Origin of the sequence: Sphingobacterium sp. IITKGP-BTPF85, assembly GCF_001006065.1 — a bacterium.
Lineage (GTDB): Bacteria > Bacteroidota > Bacteroidia > Sphingobacteriales > Sphingobacteriaceae > Sphingobacterium > Sphingobacterium anhuiense.
In genome coordinates this window covers 1-22,265 of record NZ_ASZT02000011.1, presented here as the reverse complement: position 1 = coordinate 22,265, position 22,265 = coordinate 1, and the positions used below count along the sequence as shown (strand labels likewise).

The following is a 22,265-nucleotide window of genomic DNA, read 5'->3' as shown; positions in this document are numbered from 1 at the left end:
AATTAGATTTGAAATAAATTAAAGAAACGGGCCTGTTGATTTTCAATATCTTCGGACGTCAGTTCATTTCTGTTAGCCATCTCAAAATAACATTTTGCAGTTATTTCGGCGTCCGTTACTGCATTATGTAAAGACTGAGGTATGGTCGAGAATAACATCTCATGGAGCAGTGAAAGATTCAGGTGAACTCTATGGGGATTTCTGACATACTTTTTACTATGCCATAGTGTGCAGAAATAAATTAAATGGTTAAATGGCATGTTGAGTTTAGTTCTGACAAATTCAGCAGCAAGGACTTGTAAATCGAATGATAAAAAGTGTCCAACAATTAAGGGATTGTATTTTTTTAAATCATAAGCTAATTTACGTAATACATCTTTTTTGTTGACACCATTTTCTCTTAAAAACTGTGGTGTTATACCATGAATTTTCTCAGATTCTCGGTTGATAAAAATAAAGGGTTCATAAATATATTTGTTTGTGCGTGTAATTTCATTAAAATCTGAATCATATATTATCCATGCAACTTGAAGTACACGGGGCCAATTTTGTGTATTGTTATATTTTTTATCCCATTTTTCGGGTAACCCTGAGGTTTCTGTATCAAGAAATAATATGTATTTTTTCAAAAAGTATTTTTCTATTTATTATTAAAAATAAGTAAATTATCGATGATATGGATAGTTAAAAGATGAAAAAGACAGTTTGATCAAATATGTTGTGCAGTTGTATTTTTTTGAAACTCAGTAGGAGTTATCCCAAATGATGCCTTGAAGCAAGTTGCAAAGTATCTTGGGTCAGAGAAACCTGTCGCGAATGCCACTTCACTAACTGTAATTGATTTATCTTTTTCCATCATTTGACATGCATGCTTAAGGCGAATATTCTTTATAAATTCACTTGGAGATAAATCTAGCAAAACTTTGGTTTTACGATACAAAGTTGATTTGGATAGTGCCAGAATCTCACCGAGCTTGATAATATCAAATTGATCATCACTTAAATTTTCTTCAACAACTTTGATCATCCGTTGTAAAAACTGTTCATCAACAGGCGTATAATCCAAAGTAGCGATATTAATTTGTGTGTTGTTGTTGAAGTTGATTTGCTTCGTCCGTTTATTGATGATAAAACTCTGTATTTTGGCTTCTAAAACTTGAATGTCAAAAGGTTTACTGATGTAACCTTCAGCTCCAGCTTGATAGCATTCTATACGATCTTCCATACTATTTTTGGCAGTTAGCAACAATATTGGAATATGATTGATTTCCATATTTTGTTTGACAGCTCTGCACAGAGAAAGCCCATCCATTTCAGGCATCATGATATCACTAACAATGATATCAATTTCATTTTTATTTAAAAGATCGAGTCCTTGCTTACCGTCAGAGGCAACGTGAACATGATATTTTTTTGATAAAATGCTAAACATGGTTTGTTGAAGATCTTCATTGTCTTCTACTAATAGAATATGTAGTTGTTTTGAATTTTCATTCGTATCTTCAATGATAGCTGTTGTGAATTTGTCTGCTTCGTAAGTAATTTCGTCTTTTTTAGCAAAAGATTCGTTCCATATCTGAATACCATTTTTGACATAAAATTCCTGATCAACTGGTAATATGATTTGGAAGCAGGTTCCTTGATCAGGAACACTTTCAACAGTAATTTTACCAAAATGAATATCAACTAACTCCTTTGTTACTGAGAGACCAATCCCATTGCTTTCTTGATTTACAAATGACTTATTGTTATAAAATGGTTTAAATATTTTATCTAACTCATTTTTATCGATTCCAATGCCATTATCACGTACAAAAAGATAGAGCAGTTTTTGTTTTTTATCTTCTTTAATATAATATGACAGGGTGATTTTACCACCTCTAGGTGTATATTTAAAGGCATTCGAGAGTAAATTGAAAAGAATCTTATCCATTTATCCGCGTCATAGTAGATTATCTGTTGTACACTCTCCATGATTGATTTCAAATTCAATATTTTTTCGAATGGCTAATGGGTTAAAAAACACATGGCTCAATTGATTTATAAATGTGGGCAGATATTCTTGACTAACTTTCAATTCCATCAAATTATTTTCTATTCTGCGGAAATCCAAAATTTGTTGCAATAAGCGTTTTAGGCGATCTAGATTCAATCTCATTTTTTCAAACTGACTTAAATGATGCTTTGTGGTCATTTGAACATCATCTACTAAACAAGAAATAATGGTTAGTGGTGTTAACAAGGCGTGAGAAATACTTGTAAAATAGCTGAGTTTGGACTGTGCCAGTGCATGTGCATTTTCTTTTTCTATTTGGGCTATTTTTAGATCATTTCTTAATTTTAAACGGTGTAAAGTAAAATTTATGAAATAGTAAAATATACCAATCAGTAGACACGCATATAAGAAATAGGCTAAGTTACTCTCATAAAATGCAGCCTTTTTGTAAATATTAATTTCAGTAATCGTCGTATTCCATTTATTATTTAAATCAGTCGATTTTATTAAAAAACGATAAGATCCTTTTCCTAAATTATTATATGCTGCAAAAATTCGATCTCGGGATGCATTGATCCAATCCTGATCAATACCTTCTAACTTGTAGGCATATCGAAGTTTATTATCCTGGGTATAGCCAAGGGATGAAAAGGAAAATTCTATATTTTGGTCTTCGGGTTCTAATGTTAATATCTGTTGATTGAAATTAAATTTTTTCTGATTGGATTCAAGGACAATGGACTTATTATTAATCTTGATATCTGTTACTTGCACTTTAGCTTTATAATTTGGGATATTGCTATTATCATCCAATCTAACCATTCCGTTATATCCTCCAAAGTAGACCGAGTTTGATTTCTTATCAATCGTAAATGCTCTTTTGGAAAACATATTGACTTGCAGGCTGTCAGTCGATGTAAATTCCAATGTCTTTATTGAGTGCATTTATTTTAAATATATTTCTGGTGCTGGAAAGCCATACGGTATTATTTAGGCAAACGATATCCAAAAGTTGGTTCTTTCCAAATAAAGCCGAATTTGCCAATTCCTCCATTTTCTTTAAACCTGTTTGATAATAGAGTAAGCGATTATCTTTGGTTCCAATCCATAGATTATCATTTTTATCAACATCTAAGGATTCAATTTGATTCGTTTTGAGAACTGCTGTTGATTGACCAATATGTTGGAGTACCTGATCAGGATTATTTTTATTGATGTAATAAATGCCGCTTCCTTTGGTGGCAATCCAGATATTTGATTTTTTATCTTCAGCTATGCTAACCGCTTGATCTTTTATTTTTGTGATGAGCTTTATTTTTTTGCTTTTTGGATCACTATATAATACACCTTGGTTTGTCGCTATCCAAGTTCTCGATTGATTATCTTGAAAAAAGAAGATGGGGACCCGGAGTGATTGGCTTCACGTTTTAGATCAATCTTATAGTCTAACTTGATATTGTTATGCTTTTTTTTGAAAACGTTTATAGTTGCTTCATAAGCAGAACCGACCCACAGTTCATGCTGTACATCAATGGCGCAGCTAGCAGCTCTAATGGAGATTAATTCGCGTAGATTGGCGTTACTATAGGTATTTAATAAACCATCTTTAGGATTTAAACTTCCAAAACCAAAACGCTCTAGATTAAACCAAAAGATACCCTTTTTATCTCGATATAACATATTTACATTGGGAGCAATGCTATATCGACTTTTAATTTCTTTAAAGGTGTAATTTTGAATGAGAGGTTTATCAAAACTAATCGTAGATATTCCTTTCCCACCGATAGACAACCATAATGTTCCTGATCTATCTTGATAAATATCATTGAAGATATTGGTTGTATGATCAAAATGGGGAGCCATATTTACTTCTTGAAGTGCACCATCTATATATTGAAAAGTAGAGATACCAGAAAATGAAAGTATCCAAATATAATTGCGATGCCGATCTTGAACGATGTTATAGAATAAATCTTCCTTTCCAATATTTCGACGCTTGTTTTTGATTTCTATTTCTTGATATAAATTCTTTCTATTGTCTGGATTAAATAAATAAATTCCATCCCCCCAGGTACATACCCAGAGTTGTTTATTATGATCTTCAAATAATTTAAAAGGATTGTTACGTGTTCCAAGTTTTGGGTACGCAACGAATTGATTTGTTTGTATATCTAATTTAAATAACCCTTGTTCCCAAATGGCTACCCAAATATTGCCATTTTTATCTTCAAATATGGTATTAACAGTCCCCGGTGGTATTTTATAAATGGAATTATGATCATCTTGATAGTTTTGGATAATGGATAAGTCTTTGTTATATACCACAATACCATTGTCTGATCCTACCCATAATCTGTTTTTTTATCAATCAGTAATGTTGTAATACGTGTTGCAGATTGGAGGTTATTTTTGAAGGGTTTGATCACATAGCTTTCTTTTTCTAATGTATATAATCCTTTTTCTGTACCTAGAATGAGGTAATTATGATATTCTACTAGTGTTTTAATGTTCTGGTTGGTAGCCGTTTTACCATCATTGGTCTTCAATTTGAAATTTAAAATATTATAGGCGTCATATCTGCTTAATCCCTGTGTAGAAGCAAACCAGATATACCCATCCTTATCCTGACAAGTTTGATTGATTGTCAATGAGGGTAATTCATTATTTTGGTAATGGGATTCAATCCCATTTGTTGACCATTAACTTGGATATAGAAAAGTAAATATATAATGAAGAAGAAGGTTTGATATGTATTTTTCATAATCAATTGGTTTAATCTAATCAGATCGACAATTTGTTCTTCACTTATATCTCTTTGCATCAACTTTGTCTAAAGAGCCAATGAATTAGATAACACAAGAAAAAAGGGAAACTTAATTTAATTCCTTAATCAATAATGGTTAGCTTTAAATAGCTCATTTTTTCCGTCTTACTTGAGCATCTAAATGTTTCAAAAAGTCAGATTCAAATTGGTATCTTCTTTAAAGATATAGAATGTTATTTAAAATAAATGTAATATAAACATTTATTTTAAAAATTGATTACTTTCTTGTTTGTGTCTCTTTTTTATCAAAAGCTCCGTAAAAATGCGTTTTTAGTCAAAAGAAACATGTAATCAATGGCTATAATCATAAAATGATCCCATTTTGTATGTTGAATAAACTAAAATTAAACATCGACCGTATAGATTTTATCTAGATTTGAATAACCAATCTTCAATCATATTTACATCTGCTAAACCCTGTTGATTGGATTTTTTAAACCTTAAAATTTTAAGATATGCACAAATACGTTCTTGTTTATTTTCTTCTGATTACTTATTCTGTCTTTGGACAAGACTTTAAAAAGAGTGATGTTTTGGCCCAATTGAATGTTGCTAATCAATATTGGCAGACCAATCATAAGCCTCAAGTTTGGGCATTTTGGGATCAAGCCGCTTATCACAGTGGTAATATGGAGTTTTATAAAGAGTTTAAAAATAAAAACTTCTTAAAATATACAGAAGATTGGGCAGATTTTAATGAATGGAAGGGTGCAAAATCAACTGATAAAGCGAATTGGAAATATAGCTATGGGGAGACCGATGACTATGTGTTATTTGGCGATTGGCAGATCTGTTTTCAAACGTATATTGATCTTTATCATATCGCCCCTAAAGCTTACAAGATAGCTCGAGCGCAAGAAGTGATGAATTACCAAATTCATTCCAAACATTATGATTACTGGTGGTGGGCTGATGGACTATATATGGTTATGCCTGTAATGACTAAGATGTACAATTTAACTAAAAACCCGCTCTATTTAGAAAAACTTCATGAATATTTGGATTATGCAGATGGTATCATGTATGATAAGGATGAAAAATTGTATTATAGGGATGCAAAATACGTTTATCCAAAACATAAGACTGCCCATGGAAAAAAGACTTTTGGGCAAGAGGTGATGGTTGGGTATTCGCGGGATTAGCAAAAGTGCTACAAGATCTACCCAAAGACAATGCTCATTATAAACATTATGTAAAACGTTTTCAAGATATGGCCGATGCTATTGTAGCGTGTCAACAGAAGGAGGGTTTCTGGACGAGAAGTATGCTGGATCCAGAACATGCACCCGGTAAAGAATCCAGTGGAACGGCATTCTTTACTTATGGACTTCTTTGGGGCATTAATAATGGTATTCTGAACAAAAACGAATTTGAGGGTGCTGCAAAAAAAGGCTGGTATTATTTAAGTACTATTGCTTTACAGCGTGATGGAAAAGTAGGTTATATTCAGCCTATAGGAGAAAAGGCCATACCGGGTCAAGTGGTTGATGCCCATTCAACATCGCCATTCGGTGTCGGAGCATTTTTATTGGCAGGTGTTGAGATGTATAGATATTTAAGCGAGTAATGATGAAAAATGTATGGACATTATTGATATTCATAGCTTCGCCGCTGTTACATATGGGCAGAAGAGAAATCCTATGGCATGGAAAGAAACTTCAAGAGCCTTTTGGCTAAAGGAGATGGATCGTATGGCAAGACCGGTTATGCGTAGTCTGGCTCATGACAGTTTAAAGATCAATATGCCGCAAATTACTTCTGTTGCAGTTGACAATAAAGAACATCGCATTCAAGTACAATATGTAGAGGTATTAGGTCGAGTTTTAAGCGGAATATCGCCTTGGTTGGCTTTGAATGATGGTTCGGAAGAAGAGCAAGCATTGAGAAAACAATATCGCAATTGGACTATTCAAGCCTTAAAAAATGCCTTGGATAGTAATGCAAATGATTTTATGCGTTTTGATCTAGGTGGGCAGCAATTAGTGGATGCCTCATTTATTTCAGTTGCTTTTTTGCGTTGTCCTTGGTTATGGGATCATCTGGATCCTGTAACCCAAGGTCATTTGATTGAGGCTATCAAAACGACACGTCAATTCAGACCGGTGTTTTCCAATTGGTTACTTTTTTCTGCTATGAATGAAGCTTTTTTAGCCCAGTACAGTACAGGTTGGGATGTTATGCGAGTGGATTATGCTTTGCAACAACTGGAACAATGGTATGTTGGAGATGGGATGTATATGGATGGTCCTCATTACGCATATGATTATTATAATAGTTATGTCATTCATCCTTTTTTATCCGGAATTATGGATGTCATCGAGCAAAAGACTAAAAATTATGATAGCATGTTTGCAAAAATTAAATTACGAAACCAACGATATGCCACTATATTGGAAAGGTTGATTAATACAGATGGGACTTTTCCACCATCGGGCCGGTCAGTAATTTATCGTGGAGCAGCATTTCATCACCTGGCAGACATGGCATTGAAAAAGAGATTACCCAAAGAGTTAACGGAAGGACAAGTTCGCGCCGCTTTATCTGCCGTTATGAAGAAAACATTTGAAAGCCCATCAACTTACCATCAAAACTGGTTAACGATTGGTTTATATGGAGATCAGCCCGGATTAGGGGATTTTTATAACAATCAGGGGAGTCCATATTTATGCAGTACTATTTTTTTACCTCTTGGACTTTCTGAAACGGATAGTTTTTGGACTTCCAAAGAAGAAGAATGGAGTTCGAAGCGTATTTGGTCTGGACAGGATTGGAAAAAAGATCAAAGTAAGGTCATTCAATAATAGATAAGAGTCATGAGATTAATAACATTTTGTACAGTTGGAGTAATTTATTTTTATCTTATCCTTTCCTTAAATTTCTGTTTTTCGCAAAGCAAGCAGCTTCAGGTCATGGAAGTTGGAGACGGTTGGGCTAAGAATACGGTCAATACAGCTGTTTTTCGAAAAAATTCTCTCGTTAGTGATGCGAAGTTTCAATACATAGCCTACTACAACGAGAAGGGAAAAGTTGTATTAGGAAAAAGAAAGTTGAACGAGAAGAGCTGGCAGCTACAGGTTACCGAATATACGGGCAGAGCTAAGGATGCACATAATATTATCAGTATCATGATTGATGGAGAGGGATATTTACATGTTTGTTGGGATCATCATAATGGTCAGTTGCGATATGCTCGAACAAAGCAGCCGCATACACTGGACTTAGGACCTGAGCAGTCTATGATCGGGGAAGATGAACAGTATGTGACTTATCCTGAATTTTTTAAAATGCCTGATGGTTCATTATTATTTCTTTATCGTGATGGCGGTTCTGGATCAGGAAATCTTGTTATGAATAATTATGATCCCAAGAATAAAAAATGGACTAGACTGCATCGTAATTTAATCGATGGAGAAGGGAAACGAAATGCTTATTGGCAGGCATATGTCGACAACCAAGGAACGATACATTTGTCTTGGGTATGGCGAGAAGTCCCGATGTAGCCAGTAATCATGATATGGCATATGCTTGTTCTAAGGATGGAGGGCTCACTTGGGAGTCTACTACTGGAGCTCAATATACATTACCTATACAGGAATCAACAGCGGAATATGCGGTGCGTATTCCTCAAAACAGTGAATTGATCAATCAAACATCGATGGCTGCAGATGATGATGGGAATCCATTTATTGCGACTTACTGGCGGGCTGCAGGTTCTACAATTCCTCAATATAAACTTATTTATTATAGGAAAGGTGCTTGGGAAGTCCGTTCTTTTGATTTTAGAAAAATGTCTTTCAGTTTGAGTGGACATGGGACAAAAGAAATACCTATAGCGAGACCACAATTAATGGTTAAAGGGAAAGGAGATAGGGTTGCTGTCATGCTCTTGTTCCGGGATAAGGAAAGATTAGGTCGAGCTTCTGTCTTGAACTTAAATAAGGTGACGGATAATGATTATCAACTATTTGATTTGAATAACGAATCATTAGGAGCATGGGAACCCAGTTATGATACTGAGATGTGGCGAAACAAGGGGCGATTATCACTATTTGTTCAAGCTACTGATCAAAAGGATGGAGAAGGACTTTTAGAATCTGGTCCAAGTAAGGTCAGGGTTATTGAATGGGCGCCTAGTCTCGAGGCAATACAAAATATAATCAAACATTAATTATGAAAAAATACATGTTTGGGTTTATGTCCTGCTTCATATTCATTGTATCCTATCCCATGGATATGTTCGGACAAGGGACAAGAGATGCTGTTTTTAACGTCAAAAATCCAGATCTGAATCTCAGTCCCTATACCGGTATGAACCGTCAACATTGGTTAGATGCAGCCGAATATCTTTTAAAGGGTGCCTTTAGTTACGTCAGTAATCTGGATAGCCCGATGGAGTTTCCTAAACAACCAGGACGTAGTTATCCTAGAGACGGCGTTCATACGGAAACAGAACGGTTGGAAGGACTTTGTAGGACTCTGTTTATTGCTTTGCCTTTGATGAAGGGAAATCCCGACTATGAAATTGGTGGTCTAAAGATTGCCGATTATTACCGGCATCAGATTACGCAATTAGTGAATCCAAATTCGACGAGTTTCATTCCACCTTTACCCAAAAAAGGAGGACCAAGTCAAAAGCTTGTTGAATTTGGTGGTTTGGCCGTATCGCTGATGGCCGCTCCCGAAATTTTATGGGATCCGCTATCACAGGAGAAAAAAGATACTTTAGCGCATACACTCTTAAGTTATGGTAACGGACCTACTATTGATATGAATTGGCGTTTTTTTAATGTCATGATTTTAAGCTTTTTTAAGAGTAAAGGTTACTCGATACGTGAAGATTATTTAAAGGAATTGTTGGAGAAATGTTTATCTGATTATAAGGGGAATGGTTGGTATAATGACCAGCCTTATTATGATTATTATAGTATGTGGGGGTATCAGATGTACGGAACTTTATGGGCTACCTATTATGGCGATCAGATGTATCCAGATTATGCGAAGAAGTTCAGGACTCATTTAAGAGAAATGGTCGGTCATTATCCTTATATGTTCAGTAAGGACGGGGAAATGATTATGTGGGGGAGAAGTATTGCCTATCGCATGGGAGCTGCTGTTCCCTTTCCTCTGATGGGTTTTCTAGAGGACAAAAGCATCAATTATGGATGGATGCGAAGAATTGCATCAGGAACACTGCTACAATTTCTCAAACAGCCTGATTTTTTATCTGAAGGTATTCCTACACTTGGTTTTTATGGTGCATTTGAACCTGCCGTGCAGGAATACAGCTGTAGGGGAAGTGCTTTTTGGTTGGGTAAAATATTTTTAGGATTGCTCATTCCTGATGATAATATATTTTGGACAGCAAATGAAAATTTAGGTGCTTGGGAGAGCGAGATACCAAAAGCGAAGGTGTTGAATAAGCTTGCTCCTGGTGCTGAAATTTTGATTACTGATTATGCTGGAATTGGCGCATCAGAGATCAGGGCTTGGTGTGATAGTAAAACTATCGGCTATTATCAGGGAACTGAGAATTATAATAAACTGGCTTATAATAGCGCATTTCCTTGGCAAGCGGATGGAAAGAATGGTGAAGTATCAATGAACTATATGTTTCAAATTGGTGGGAAGAAATGGGAATCACTTCGCCGTTATAAATTCAAAGGCTATCAGGATGATATTTATTACAGGGACGCTGTATTAGCTTCGGATTCTACCATCAGCTTGCAACTTGCAGATATTATACTTCCTAACGGAATCTTGCGTATAGATCAGGTGTATAGCCAAAAATCTATTGCGCTACGGTTGGGACACTACGCATTGCCACAATATGAAGATAGAGCAATTGTTGAGCATCAAATTAAATATAAAAAATGGACAGCAAGTATTATTGACAATGGGCAGTATCAGTTAGCTGTTATTCCTGTTGAGGGCTGGGAAGAGGTGGAGATAGTAAGTGCAGCAGGTTTAAACCCAGTTTCTGAAACGAGTAAAGTCCTGAATTTAAAAGCAAACACAAGTGCAAATCAAAAGCAATTGTTTGCGACACTTATGTTATGGAAAAAATCGGGCGAAAAATGGACTAATGATGAATTATTCCCAATAAAAAAATTGAACCAAAAGCTGAATCAAGTAGGAATTAGTAGGAAAAATGGTCGTTATCAAGCCTTGAATTTGATATCCACGGATCAACAATAATAACCTTTGATCAATATTTTGCAAGTGAAAAGTGTAATGGCGAATATGATCTATATCAAAGGTCGTTATGGTTAAGAATCTATTTTAAGTATTTAGAGAAAAGAGATAATGCTACTGCGCAAGAGCTAGTATATATCGCAACAAAATTTTTAAAACCATTTTATTTAAAATGTCCCCAAGGCATCTCTTAAATAAAATGGTTTTTGCTTTTTATTGAGTTTTAGTGAATTATTATGACTCCTGAATAGATTTTCAACCTTATTGAATCGATTTCAAACCGTTTATAAGCGAATCCGCTATAATTTTGACCTAGAGGGAATTGGAAAATAGCGCAACAAGAGTGCTTCTCTTCCTAACCAATGGAATTTTAGCGAACGATCTTCTTGAGTTTGCTAAGTACCAATTATAAACAAAAATATAAACTATACGATGATGGGATCAAGTTGAAATCAACCTTTAGGGGGATTATAGGATAAAGGTATGGTCCTATAATAAATGGAATAAAATAGTAATTCTAATCTAAAAACCAATTGTAAATTATGTTAACCCACTATTGCAATAAATACGCAAAAAGCACATTGCTATTAAACAGTTTATTTTTAATAGCGATGACTACTTATGGTCAAGCAACTTCCATAAAGGGAACTATTCGAGACGCTTCTACAGGAAAAACCATAAGCAACATTACCGTTAAAGTAAAAGGAAGTTCGGTCAGTACACAAACAAATACCGTCGGTAGCTTTACCATTCAAGCTAATCCCGGAAATACTTTGATCATTTCCTCGGTCGGATATCAGGAAAAGGAGGTTATTGTACCTCAGGGGGGAATTGTTGATGTTACGCTTGTTCCATCTGAAAATGTACTTGACGAATTAGTTGTGGTCGGATATGGAATACAAAAGAGATCGGATGTTACGGGGTCTGTGGCATCAGTACCAAAGGATCGATTGTCAAAAATTCCGGTTACGAATGTGATGCAAGCTATCCAAGGTGCCGTATCCAATGTTTCGGTTTCGCAAGCATCCTCTATACCTGGAGATGCTCCAAATGTTCAAGTTCGAGGTAAGAACTCGATCAATGCATCTTCAGAACCGTATATTGTCGTTGATGGAATTCCGCTATCGCGTACAGATGGTTCTATTAATGATATCAATCCCAATGATATTGAGTCGGTCGAGATCTTAAAAGATCCATCAGCTGTTGCGATTTATGGTGTGAATGGTTCTAATGGTGTTATTTTGATCACCACAAAGCGCGGTACATCCGGAACCCCGCGTATTCGTTACAGTGGTTATGGCGGTGTAGAAAATGTTGCACATATTCTTAAGCCGTTTCGGGAGAAGAGCTTTTAAAGCGTTATGCTGAATATTCCCGCATTAATAATAGTCCGCTATATAATGGTGGTCCGGTTCGCAATCGGAATGAGCTTGATAATTACACCAATGGTGTGACCATCGATTGGTTGGATGCGGTGATGCAGACAGGTGTGATCCAGAATCACAATGTCAGTTTATCAGGTGGAAGTGAGAATGCCAAATACTATGTCTCTGGAGATTATCTGGATCAAAAAGGCGTTTTATTAGGATACAACTATAAAAGATATTCATTTAGAACGAATACAGATTTTAAACCAACTAAATATTTATCGGTAGGTACATCATCTTATATCATAGCGCATAATAGAGATGGTGGACGCGCGAGTCTTCTACAGGCTGCTGCAATGAGCCTTATGCCAAAATGTATAACGATGACGGCACTTTAACACAGCATCCCATGTATTCGGAACAGCTTTGGACCAATCCACTTTTGCCAACGACATTAAATCCAGAGCGTCGTCAATTTAATATCTCCCTCAACGGTTATGCAGATCTTAATTTTGGGGAGCTTTACAAACCGCTGGAAGGTTTAAAATATAAACTCAATGCAGGATATACTTATGTCCCTGGTCGTACCAACGAATATGAAGGGGAGAGTGTTTATAATTTTGCCGGGATGGGTCGTATCACCAACAGTGAATCTCAGTCATATACAGTAGAGAATATATTAACCTATAACAAGGATTTTGGTAAGCATCATCTTGATTTCACAGGATTATATGCCTCAAAAAGTAAATATTGGCAACAGGCTATTGCTACAGGAGAGGTATTCCCTAATGATGCCTTGGAATGGGGTAATCTAGGTGCTGCCGCCACACAGAAAGTGTCTTCTCAAGCCGACTTGTACCGCTCTATTTCCCAAATGGGTAGATTAAATTACTCTTACGATAGCCGTTATTTATTTACAGTAACTGCACGTCGAGATGGGGCCTCTATCTTTGGTAGAAATAATAAATACGGAATGTTTCCATCTGCCGCTGTCGCATGGAATATACATAATGAATGGTTCATGAATAGCACTAAAGATGTGGTGGACAATTTAAAATGGAGAATATCTTACGGTATTTCTGGAAATGAGGCTATTGGCATCTATGAAACGCTTTCGTTAATGGATGCCAGTACTATTGCGATGAAAGGCTTATCCAATACGGCATTGAATATTCGTAAAAGAATGGGAAATGATGATTTGGAATGGGAAAAAACAAAGGGATTCAATACAGGGATTGACTTCGGATTATTTAAAAGCAGAATAAGTGGAAGCATCGATGTGTATAAAACCAATTCTTATGATATACTTTTAAAACAGCGCCTTCCAAGACTTACGGGTTTTGAAGATGTGTATTTTAATATTGGAAAGGTTGCTAATACAGGTATAGACCTGACGCTGAATACCAAAAATATTGTGAAGAATGATTTTACTTGGTCCAGTACGGTTGTATTCTCCCGCAATAAAAATAAGATTGTAGAAGTTTATGGTGATGGAAAAGAAGATCTGGGCAATAGGTGGTTGATCGGACATCCGCTGGGTATCATCTATGATTTTACCAAAGTGGGGATCTGGCAGGAAGAGGAAATAAAAGCGGGAGCTAATAAAGGATGGGATGAACAAGCAGAAGCAGGAAGTGTAAAATTAGCGGATCTAAATGGTGATGGTCTAATTAATGAGGACGACCGATCTGTATTGGGACAAACTGCCCCGAAATGGACCGCTGGACTTACCAATACATTTAGCTATAAAGCATTTTCATTAAATATTTTCATCAATACGGTGCAAGGAGCACTACGCAATAATCCGCAGATCGGTTCGGCTGCAGATGAAATGGGACGTAAAAGTACGCCAGCAGAATTGGGCTATTGGACTCCTGAAAATAAAAGTAACGAATGGCGTTCATTGAGTAATCGTTCCAATGTATATGGTTATGGGTTTCCATCAAATGCAAGTTTTACACGGTTGAAAGATGTGACCTTAAGTTACAATATGCCACAAAATACCTTGAATAAATTGGGTATCAATGGGGCTACGGTTTATGTCAGTGGCCGAAACCTATATACATGGACCAATTGGATTGGCTGGGATCCCGAAGCTCGAGATATCACTCGTGGATCTGATAATGCTCATCTAAATTATCCAATGGTTCGCACCTATGTACTTGGAGTTAATTTAACCTTTTAATGAAATCATGAAACCATCATGAGTAAATGTGCACAAAGAAAGATATACTGCTCATGATAGCTTCATCATCGATAAAAAATAATATATACTGATGAAAAAAACAATGAATATTCAAAATAAGTTATTACCTGTCTTTGCGATCTTTTTGTTAGGTTCTGCATCTTGTAGTAAGAATTTTCTGGAAGAGAAACCCTATTCTAATTACGAAGCTGGAAATAGTGATCCATCAACAATAGAAAATAGAGTTTTAGGTTTGCATGCGACTTTTGGTCAATTGTGGGGTTATAGTGGGCGTCAAGGATTTTTGTCGTGTTGGCAGATCGGTACTGATATCGCAAATGCTGGTTCTACGGAAGGTGTGGAAAATCCTTTTTTTCAATATGCTGATCTCAATCCAGAAAATGGTGGAGTAAGCTACTTATGGCAACGCTGTTACGAGTTTATTAACAATGCAAATAGCATTATTGAAGCTGTAGGGGATACTAATCCAAAGGCAGCAGCAGAAGCAAGATTCTTTAGAGCTTATGCTTATCATATGTTGGTCACGCTATGGGGCGATGTGCCTTTGTTGACTACTTCTATTAAAGTTCCAACGTTCAATTATGTACGAAATTCTACTGTAGAAGTGGACAAAGTGATTGTTGAAGATCTGGAATATGCGGCTAAGGAATTGGCTAATGTTGGACAAGCTGCTGCTCCAAGCCGGATCAATAAAGATATGGCAAGACAATTGGCTGCTGAAGTTTATCTTCGAATGGGCATGAGAGATCCTGCTTATTTTGCTAAAGCAGAAGCCATGGCAACAGCCATCATTGAAAGCGGCAGTTATAAATTAATTGACAGTCGTTACGGTAAATACTTAAATGAGGGTGGCGATGCTTTTCGAGATATGTTTAGACAGGGCAATATGCGCCGCGCTCAAGGAAATACCGAAGCCATATGGACTTTTGAAGTTGAATTTAATCGCGAAGTGAATGGTGGAACCATCGATAATCCGCAGCATCGTCGTGTATGGCAACCTTCCTATCACAAGTGGGATGGAATGGTAAACGCTGATTCTCTTGGAGGAAGGGGTAATGGACGTTTGAGATTAAGCAATTTTATGAAGTATACGGTCTGGAAAGGACTTCAAGGTGATATTCGGAATAGCAATTATAATATCCGTCGTACCACAAATTATAACCGACCTAATATGACCGTCAACAATGCTGTGGTAACACCATGGAGTACAGAAATCGGTGTGGATGCCGATGGTTATCGTGTTGCTAAAGGTGCAGGGGTTAGAAATGTGACGATAAAAACTGGTGATAAAGTGATTCCTTTTCGTACAGACAGTTTGGAAGTATGGTATCCTTTCCCAACAAAGTGGGGTGGTTATGATCCGATAGATGATTTTGGCTATGCATTGGTCAAAGATTGGCCAGTCATGCGGTTTGGAGAAACGTATCTATTAAGGGCAGAGGCACGTCTTAGACAAAATAATCTAGGCGGAGCAGCTGAGGATATCAATAAGTTGAGAGATCGTTCTTTTAAAGATACGCGTATTCAATCTGGAAACACCGCTTTAGGAAAGGTTCTCGCATCAAATATGACGATCGATTTTATTCTTGATGAACGTGCCCGTGAGTTGATTTCAGAAGAAAATCTAGAATGACTTTGGTGAGAACAAATAAACTCAAAGAACGTATTGCTTTAAATGGTGATCAAGGACCGGCAAATAAAATAACCAGTGGTTTCCAAGATTATAATATTTTACTTCCAATCCCCTTGAGTGAAATTCAATTAAATAACAAAGAAGGGGAAGGACTTAAACAAAATTTAGGATATAAATAATCTAGTTTTATTACTTTAATAATAATAATATGCAAAAGGTCAATTTTCCACACATTGAAAATTGACCTTTTGCTTCTAAATCATGAAATATCTGTTGGCTATAATCTCTGTATTTATGCATAACAGTCCATAACAGTTTACCTATTTTAATCTTGTAATTTAGTTTATGTACAATACCTAAAAAGATAAATATGAATGCTGTTTTCGGAGTTTTATTTCATTTCATTGGCGGTTTTGCGTCAGGAAGTTTTTATGTGCCTTATAAGAAAGTTGAAGGATGGTCATGGGAATCCATGTGGATCCTAGGTGGTCTATTTTCTTGGATTATTGTACCACCATTTGCAGCATGGGTAACTATTCCTAATTTTTGGGAGATTATCAGCAATGCCCAGGCAGCTACTTTATATTATACTTTTTTATTTGGATTGTTATGGGGTATAGGTGGACTTACCTATGGTCTAGGGATACGTTATCTTGGTGTTTCCTTAGGTAGCAGTGTTATTTTGGGCTTAAGTATGGTCTTTGGTTCGCTGATGCCAAGTCTTTATTATTTTTTTTACCCCACAGTGGGTAAACATGGAGTCAACTATTTTTTTACGACTCAATCAGGAACTTGCATATTGATAGGTTTATTAATATGTCTAATGGGTGTTGTGCTGTGCGGTCGGGCAGGTGTTTCAAAAGAGAAAAGTCTTTCGACTCTTTCTAAGGCCGCAAGGTCTGATTACAATTTTACTCTGGGTATTATCGTTGCGATCATTTCTGGTGTACTTAGTGCTTGTTTCAATTTTGGTATCGAAGCAGGTAAACCGCTTGCTAATGTTGCAAATTCCATATGGAAAAATAGTAATTCGAACAGTGGAGAATTTCTTTATCAAAATAATGTGACTTATATCATTATCCTTTGGGGAGGTTTTACTACAAATTTTATATGGTGTGTCTATCTCTTAATCAAAAATAGAACTTTTTCAGACTATACTAAGTCCAATATACCGAAGGGAAAGAACCTACTTCTCTGTGCTTTGGCTGGTACCATGTGGTATTTACAGTTCTTTTTTTATGGTATGGGTGAGAGTCGATTGGGTAATGGTGCCAGTTCTTGGATTCTTCACATGGCGTTCATTATTTTAATTTCAAATGCTTGGGGAATTATATTAAATGAGTGGAAGGGCGTGAATAGAATGGCATATCGATCTATAATTGCAGGAATAGCGACAATCATAATTTCTATTTGTGTCGTAGGGTTTGCAAGAACTTTAGAAAATTAATTTAATATATATAGCAGTGAAAACATACAAACATGTAAATTATTTGTGGGACGATAAAATAGCGCAATCATTGCAAGGTGATGAAGTTGCTTTATTATTATATCGTTCAAATATTCTAGGCGCCGATCTAAGAATTACTAATTATGGAGGAGGAAATACCTCTTGTAAAGTTTTGGAGAAAGATCCGCTTACTGATGAAAGTGTTGAAGTCATGTGGATAAAGGGGTCTGGAGGAGATATCGGCACGCTGAAGAAGTCAGGGCTTGCAGCATTATATCTTCAGCGCTTACGTAATCTTGAAAATGTGTATAGAGGAATAGAATATGAGGATGAAATGGTCGCACTATTTAATCATTGTATTTTTGATTTAAGCTCTAAGGCACCTTCTATTGATACGCCCTTGCACGGATTTTTACCATTTAAGCATATTGACCATTTACATCCAGATGCCGGAATTGCAATTGCAGCATCCAAAGATGGGAAAAGAATAACTGCTGAATTGTTCAAAGGATCGATCGGTTGGGTTGATTGGCAACGTCCTGGTTTTGATTTAGGTTTACAATTAAAAGCCTGTTTAGAAGCAAATCCTGATATCAAGGGTATTATGTTGGGATCTCATGGCTTGTTTACTTGGGGAGACACTGCTTACGATTGTTATATTAATTCTTTGGATGTTATTGAGACTTGTGCTACATACCTTGAACAAAGTTATAGCAAGAAGAATAACGTTTTGGCAGCCAGAAAATGGTAAGTCTTAGTAAAGCAGAAAGAAATGCGCAAGTCGTAAAATTAGCTCCTATTTTGCGGGGATTTTGCTCAAGTGAACGGCATATGATCGGACATTTTACAGACGATGAACGTGTTTTGGAATTTATCAATTCAAACGATCTGGACCGATTGGCACCATTAGGGACAAGCTGTCCGGATCATTTTTTAAGAACTAAAATCCAGCCCTTAGTACTAAATTTAGATAAATCTGAATGTTTAGACAATGTAGCGGAGGTTAAAAGAAAATTGGAGCCTTTGTTTGCAGGATATCGAGAGATGTATGAACAGTATTATGACAGTTGTAAACATGAAAATAGCCCTGCTATTCGGGATAAAACCCTGTTATTGTTTTATATCCCGGTGTTGGATTGTTCTCGTTTGCAAAGGATAAACAAACTGCTCGTGTGGCTGCTGAATTTTATATTAATGCCATTAATGTAATGAAAGGTGCTGAAGCGGTAAGTGAATATACTGCTTTGCCACGTCAGGAAGCTTTTGATATTGAATACTGGCTATTGGAAGAGGCAAAATTACAACGTATGCCAAAATCAAAAGCATTATCAGGTAAGATTGTACTTGTAACGGGTAGTGGTGGTGGGATTGGAAAGGCGATTGCAAGGAAGATGGCGCAAGAAGGTGCTGTTGTTGTGTTAAATGATATCAATGCTGATCGGCTTGCATCATGCGAGGAAGAATTTGTAGAAGCGTTTGGTAGAGATGCGGTTATGACGACATTGCTCGATGTCACTAATGAGGAACAGATAAAACATGCGCTCAATGATGCTGTACTAGCTTTTGGTGGGATTGACATTGTCGTTAATAATGCTGGTTTATCAATTTCTAAAACGATCGAGGACCATACGCAAGAAGATTGGGATCTTTTATATGATGTTTTAGTTAAAGGTCAGTTTCTGGTAACTCAGGCATCAACAGCTATTTTAAAAGCACAAAATATCAGTGGTGATATCGTCAATATTGTAAGTAAAAATGCTTTAGTAAGTGGTCCAAATAATATTGGTTACGGTAGTGCAAAGGGGGCTCAATTGCACATGAGCCGTTTAAGTGCCGCTGAATTAGGGGCAGCAAAAATTCGAGTAAATGTAGTGAATCCGGATGCTGTAATTTCTGATAGTAATATTTGGGCAGGTGGATGGGCCGCAGGTCGTGCTAAGGCATACGGTATAAAGATCGAGGAGTTACCGGCGTACTATGCAAAGCGTACTTTGTTAAATGAGATTATTCTACCAGAAGACATTGCAAATGCTTGCTTTGCACATGTTGGTGGCTTACTAAACAAATCTACAGGTAATATTTTAAACGTTGATGGGGGAGTGGCAATGGCTTTTTTAAGGTAGGTTTTATATCTTAGTTTTTAGGTGATGAAAAGAAAGTACATGCTGTATCTAAGTAAATTTTAACCAATAACCATTTTTAATATGATTTTAGATCAACAATTGATAGAAAAGCACAATAATAAATTAGAAAAAAAACATAATCGAGCATTTGAATTTATTTCCCAAGATATTGATGATGTTGAGGAGCTTATTGCTAAACTTCAGAAATTTCAGATCGGGATACCAAGTTGGGCACTAGGGACAGGTGGTACACGCTTCGGACGTTTTTCTGGCCCTGGCGAGCCAGGGAGTTTGGAGCAAAAGTTTGAAGATGTTGGTCTACTACATGCTCTTAATAAATCTAGCGGAGCTATTTCCTTACATATACCTTGGGATATTCCAGAAGACACCGCAAGAATGAAAGAATTGGCACGTTCTTTAAATATCACGTTCGATGCTGTTAATTCCAATACTTTTCAAGATCAACCACAGCAGGAACATAGTTATAAGTATGGATCTTTGCATCATGTCGATCCTAAGGTTCGCAAGCAGGCTATTGATCATAATATAGAGGTTATCAATTATGGAAAAGCTCTCGGTTCAAAGGCTTTGACTGTTTGGTTAGCTGATGGTTCATCTTTTCCCGGTCAATTGAATTTCCGTGAGGCTTTTCAGAATACGTTATCCAGCTTGCAGGAAATCTATAAACACTTACCCGAGGATTGGAAATTGTTTATCGAGTATAAAGCTTTCGAACCTTATTTTTATTCGATGACCATTGGAGATTGGGGGCAGTCTCTACTATTGGCAAATAAGCTGGGACCTAAAGCATACACATTAGTGGATTTGGGACATCATTTACCAAATGCTAATATTGAACAGATTGTATCATTGTTGTTAATGGAAGGAAAGCTGGGCGGTTTTCATTTTAATGATAGTAAATATGCCGATGATGATTTAACAGCGGGGAGTATTAAGCCATATCAGCTTTTTCTGATTTTTAATGAATTAATTGATGGTATGGATCTGAATGGAATGGAACATGCTACTGGCTTAGGCTGGATGATTGATGCGTCACATAATCTTAAAGATCCTTTAGTGGACTTATTGCAATCTGTTGAAGCCATTAAAATTGCTTATGCACAAGCATTACTTATCGATCGTGTTGCACTCAAGGCAGCTCAACAAGCGAATGATGTTGTAAAATCACAAGAAATTCTTCAAGATGCATTTCGTACCGATGTAAGGCCATTGGTTGCTGAATCTAGGTTGAGGAGTGGTGCCGCTTTAAATCCAGTATTGTTATTTGAGGAGGAAAAATTACGTGATAAGTTGATCGCAGAGAGAGGTTTACGAACTATTGCAACAGGGTTATAAAGTTTTAAGAATGAATAACGATAAAATTCCTGTAGTTGCTATTTTCGATGTTGGTAAAACCAACAAAAAGCTTTTTCTATTTGATTCTAATTACCAAATTGTATTTGAACGTTCAGCAAGATTTTTAGAAACAAAGGATGAGGACGGGGATCCGTGTGAAAATCTTGAAAGTCTTAGATTATCGGTTTTTGATTCACTTCATGAGGTCTTTAGAAAAAATGAATTTGAAATTAAAGCGATTAATTTTACATCATACGGGGCTAGCGTTGTATATCTTGACGAAATGGTAGACCCTTGACTCCTTTATATAATTATCTAAAAGAATTTCCTGTTACTATTCAACAGGAGTTGCATAATAAGTATGGAGGAGAGGAACATTTTTCTTTAACGACTTCATCGCCAACTTTAGGTAGTTTAAATTCGGGTTTCCAAATTCTTCGATTAAAAAAGGAACATCCAGAAATTTATAAACATGTCAATTTTGCTTTGCATTTGCCTCAATATTTAAGTTTTCTGGTTTCTGGAAAATTCTACTCAGATATGACCAGCATCGGTTGTCATACTGCTTTATGGGACTTTGAAAAAAATGAGTATCATAAATGGGTTCAAGATGAGGGTATTACAAAGGTTTTAGCTCCAATTGTTGAAGGAGATGAAGTTTTTGATGGTGCTTTTCCGGGTAGTTCTTTTAGAGTAGGGGCAGGACTTCATGATAGTTCTTCGGCATTAATTCCTTATTTATTCAATTTTGATGAACCATTTGTATTGATATCTACGGGAACTTGGTGTATTTCGTTTAATCCATTTAATAATAGTGCTCTAACTTCTTGTGAATTAAAAAAGGATTGTTTGTTTTATCAATCTTATTTGGGAAAGCCAGTGAAGGCTTCGAGGTTATTTGCAGGTTATGAACATGAACTGCAAGCTAAGCGAATTGCTGATTTCTTTCATGTTACTACAGCAAAGTTTCGTAATCTTCAGCTTAATCAACGGATCATAGAAAAATTAATGAAAGAGCCTGTGGTTGTGGATTTAGTAGCATTTTCGACGATTGAGCTTGATCGTTTCCATAATTATGAAGAAGCTTACCATAGTTTAATTTTACACCTCATCAAAGCCCA

At 36.3% G+C, this 22,265-nt stretch carries 18 protein-coding genes and 3 pseudogenes; 15 read left to right on the top strand and 6 right to left on the bottom strand.

Annotated elements, in window-relative coordinates:
- Window positions 1-2 precede the first annotated feature (2 nt).
- The 6 genes from L950_RS03780 to L950_RS03760 all read right to left on the bottom strand — a co-directional run bounded on the left by L950_RS03780 (window position 3) and on the right by L950_RS03760 (window position 4,680).
- Window positions 3-629: a 3'-5' exonuclease gene (locus L950_RS03780; protein WP_021191833.1), complete on the bottom strand. Its 627-nt coding sequence runs from the start codon at window positions 627-629 to the stop codon at window positions 3-5.
- A gap of 80 nt (window positions 630-709) precedes the next feature.
- Window positions 710-1,933 (bottom strand): response regulator, encoded by a 1,224-nt coding sequence (locus L950_RS03775; RefSeq protein WP_031289341.1) that lies wholly within the window; start codon window positions 1,931-1,933, stop codon window positions 710-712.
- Window positions 1,934-1,942: 9 nt separating this feature from the next.
- Window positions 1,943-2,923 carry a triple tyrosine motif-containing protein gene (locus L950_RS03770; RefSeq protein WP_231576835.1) on the bottom strand — a complete coding sequence of 327 codons (981 nt, stop codon included), beginning with the start codon at window positions 2,921-2,923 and terminating at the stop codon, window positions 1,943-1,945.
- On the bottom strand, window positions 2,904-3,176 hold the full coding sequence (locus tag L950_RS37055) for a two-component regulator propeller domain-containing protein (RefSeq protein WP_410528089.1): 273 nt from the start codon (window positions 3,174-3,176) through the stop codon (window positions 2,904-2,906). Before L950_RS37055 ends, L950_RS03770 begins: the two co-directional genes overlap by 20 nt.
- Before the next feature lie 179 nt (window positions 3,177-3,355).
- On the bottom strand, window positions 3,356-4,321 hold the full coding sequence (locus L950_RS03765) for a two-component regulator propeller domain-containing protein (protein ID WP_031289339.1): 966 nt from the start codon (window positions 4,319-4,321) through the stop codon (window positions 3,356-3,358).
- A gap of 17 nt (window positions 4,322-4,338) precedes the next feature.
- Complete coding sequence (locus L950_RS03760) at window positions 4,339-4,680, bottom strand: two-component regulator propeller domain-containing protein (RefSeq protein ID WP_084825354.1); 342 nt, start codon at window positions 4,678-4,680, stop codon at window positions 4,339-4,341.
- A gap of 595 nt (window positions 4,681-5,275) precedes the next feature.
- On the opposite strand from L950_RS03760, the pseudogene L950_RS37050 reads away from it, so the two are divergent.
- From L950_RS37050 to L950_RS03710, 15 genes and pseudogenes are all read left to right on the top strand, one after another.
- Window positions 5,276-6,387, top strand: a pseudogene (locus L950_RS37050) (glycoside hydrolase family 88 protein).
- Window positions 6,388-6,400: 13 nt separating this feature from the next.
- On the top strand, window positions 6,401-7,621 hold the full coding sequence (locus L950_RS03750; RefSeq protein ID WP_021191830.1) for a DUF2264 domain-containing protein: 1,221 nt from the start codon (window positions 6,401-6,403) through the stop codon (window positions 7,619-7,621).
- A gap of 108 nt (window positions 7,622-7,729) precedes the next feature.
- The gene (locus L950_RS29380) at window positions 7,730-8,320 is read left to right on the top strand and encodes a BNR repeat-containing protein (RefSeq protein WP_197086227.1); all 591 of its coding nucleotides are present in this window, start codon (window positions 7,730-7,732) and stop codon (window positions 8,318-8,320) included.
- The gene (locus L950_RS29375) at window positions 8,299-8,988 is read left to right on the top strand and encodes a BNR-4 repeat-containing protein (RefSeq protein WP_197086226.1); all 690 of its coding nucleotides are present in this window, start codon (window positions 8,299-8,301) and stop codon (window positions 8,986-8,988) included. Before L950_RS29380 ends, L950_RS29375 begins: the two co-directional genes overlap by 22 nt.
- A 2-nt stretch (window positions 8,989-8,990) precedes the next feature.
- Window positions 8,991-11,015: a DUF2264 domain-containing protein gene (locus tag L950_RS03740; RefSeq protein ID WP_031289336.1), complete on the top strand. Its 2,025-nt coding sequence runs from the start codon at window positions 8,991-8,993 to the stop codon at window positions 11,013-11,015.
- Window positions 11,016-11,623: 608 nt separating this feature from the next.
- Window positions 11,624-12,367, top strand: coding sequence for a TonB-dependent receptor plug domain-containing protein (locus tag L950_RS29370; protein WP_197086225.1), 744 nt, complete (start codon window positions 11,624-11,626; stop codon window positions 12,365-12,367).
- A 95-nt stretch (window positions 12,368-12,462) separates the two neighbouring features.
- Window positions 12,463-12,777 carry a hypothetical protein gene (locus L950_RS29365; protein ID WP_197086224.1) on the top strand — a complete coding sequence of 105 codons (315 nt, stop codon included), beginning with the start codon at window positions 12,463-12,465 and terminating at the stop codon, window positions 12,775-12,777.
- On the top strand, window positions 12,753-14,564 hold the full coding sequence (locus L950_RS29360; RefSeq protein ID WP_197086223.1) for a SusC/RagA family TonB-linked outer membrane protein: 1,812 nt from the start codon (window positions 12,753-12,755) through the stop codon (window positions 14,562-14,564). Before L950_RS29365 ends, L950_RS29360 begins: the two co-directional genes overlap by 25 nt.
- A 91-nt stretch (window positions 14,565-14,655) precedes the next feature.
- The gene (locus L950_RS03730; protein ID WP_197086222.1) at window positions 14,656-16,218 is read left to right on the top strand and encodes a RagB/SusD family nutrient uptake outer membrane protein; all 1,563 of its coding nucleotides are present in this window, start codon (window positions 14,656-14,658) and stop codon (window positions 16,216-16,218) included.
- On the top strand, window positions 16,215-16,397 hold the full coding sequence (locus L950_RS29355; protein WP_197086221.1) for a hypothetical protein: 183 nt from the start codon (window positions 16,215-16,217) through the stop codon (window positions 16,395-16,397). Before L950_RS03730 ends, L950_RS29355 begins: the two co-directional genes overlap by 4 nt.
- A gap of 191 nt (window positions 16,398-16,588) precedes the next feature.
- Entirely contained in the window at window positions 16,589-17,665 is a 1,077-nt protein-coding gene (rhaT, locus tag L950_RS03725) for an L-rhamnose/proton symporter RhaT (protein ID WP_021191828.1), read from the top strand.
- Between the two features lie 16 nt (window positions 17,666-17,681).
- Window positions 17,682-19,788, top strand: a pseudogene (locus tag L950_RS03720) (bifunctional aldolase/short-chain dehydrogenase).
- An 81-nt stretch (window positions 19,789-19,869) separates the two neighbouring features.
- Window positions 19,870-21,144: a TIM barrel protein gene (locus L950_RS03715; RefSeq protein ID WP_021191827.1), complete on the top strand. Its 1,275-nt coding sequence runs from the start codon at window positions 19,870-19,872 to the stop codon at window positions 21,142-21,144.
- 10 nt (window positions 21,145-21,154) lie between these two features.
- Window positions 21,155-21,442 carry a hypothetical protein gene (locus tag L950_RS31830; RefSeq protein WP_021191826.1) on the top strand — a complete coding sequence of 96 codons (288 nt, stop codon included), beginning with the start codon at window positions 21,155-21,157 and terminating at the stop codon, window positions 21,440-21,442.
- Window positions 21,439-22,265 (top strand): annotated as a pseudogene (locus L950_RS03710) (carbohydrate kinase); the annotation flags it as partial. The gene L950_RS31830 and the pseudogene L950_RS03710, both read left to right, overlap by 4 nt.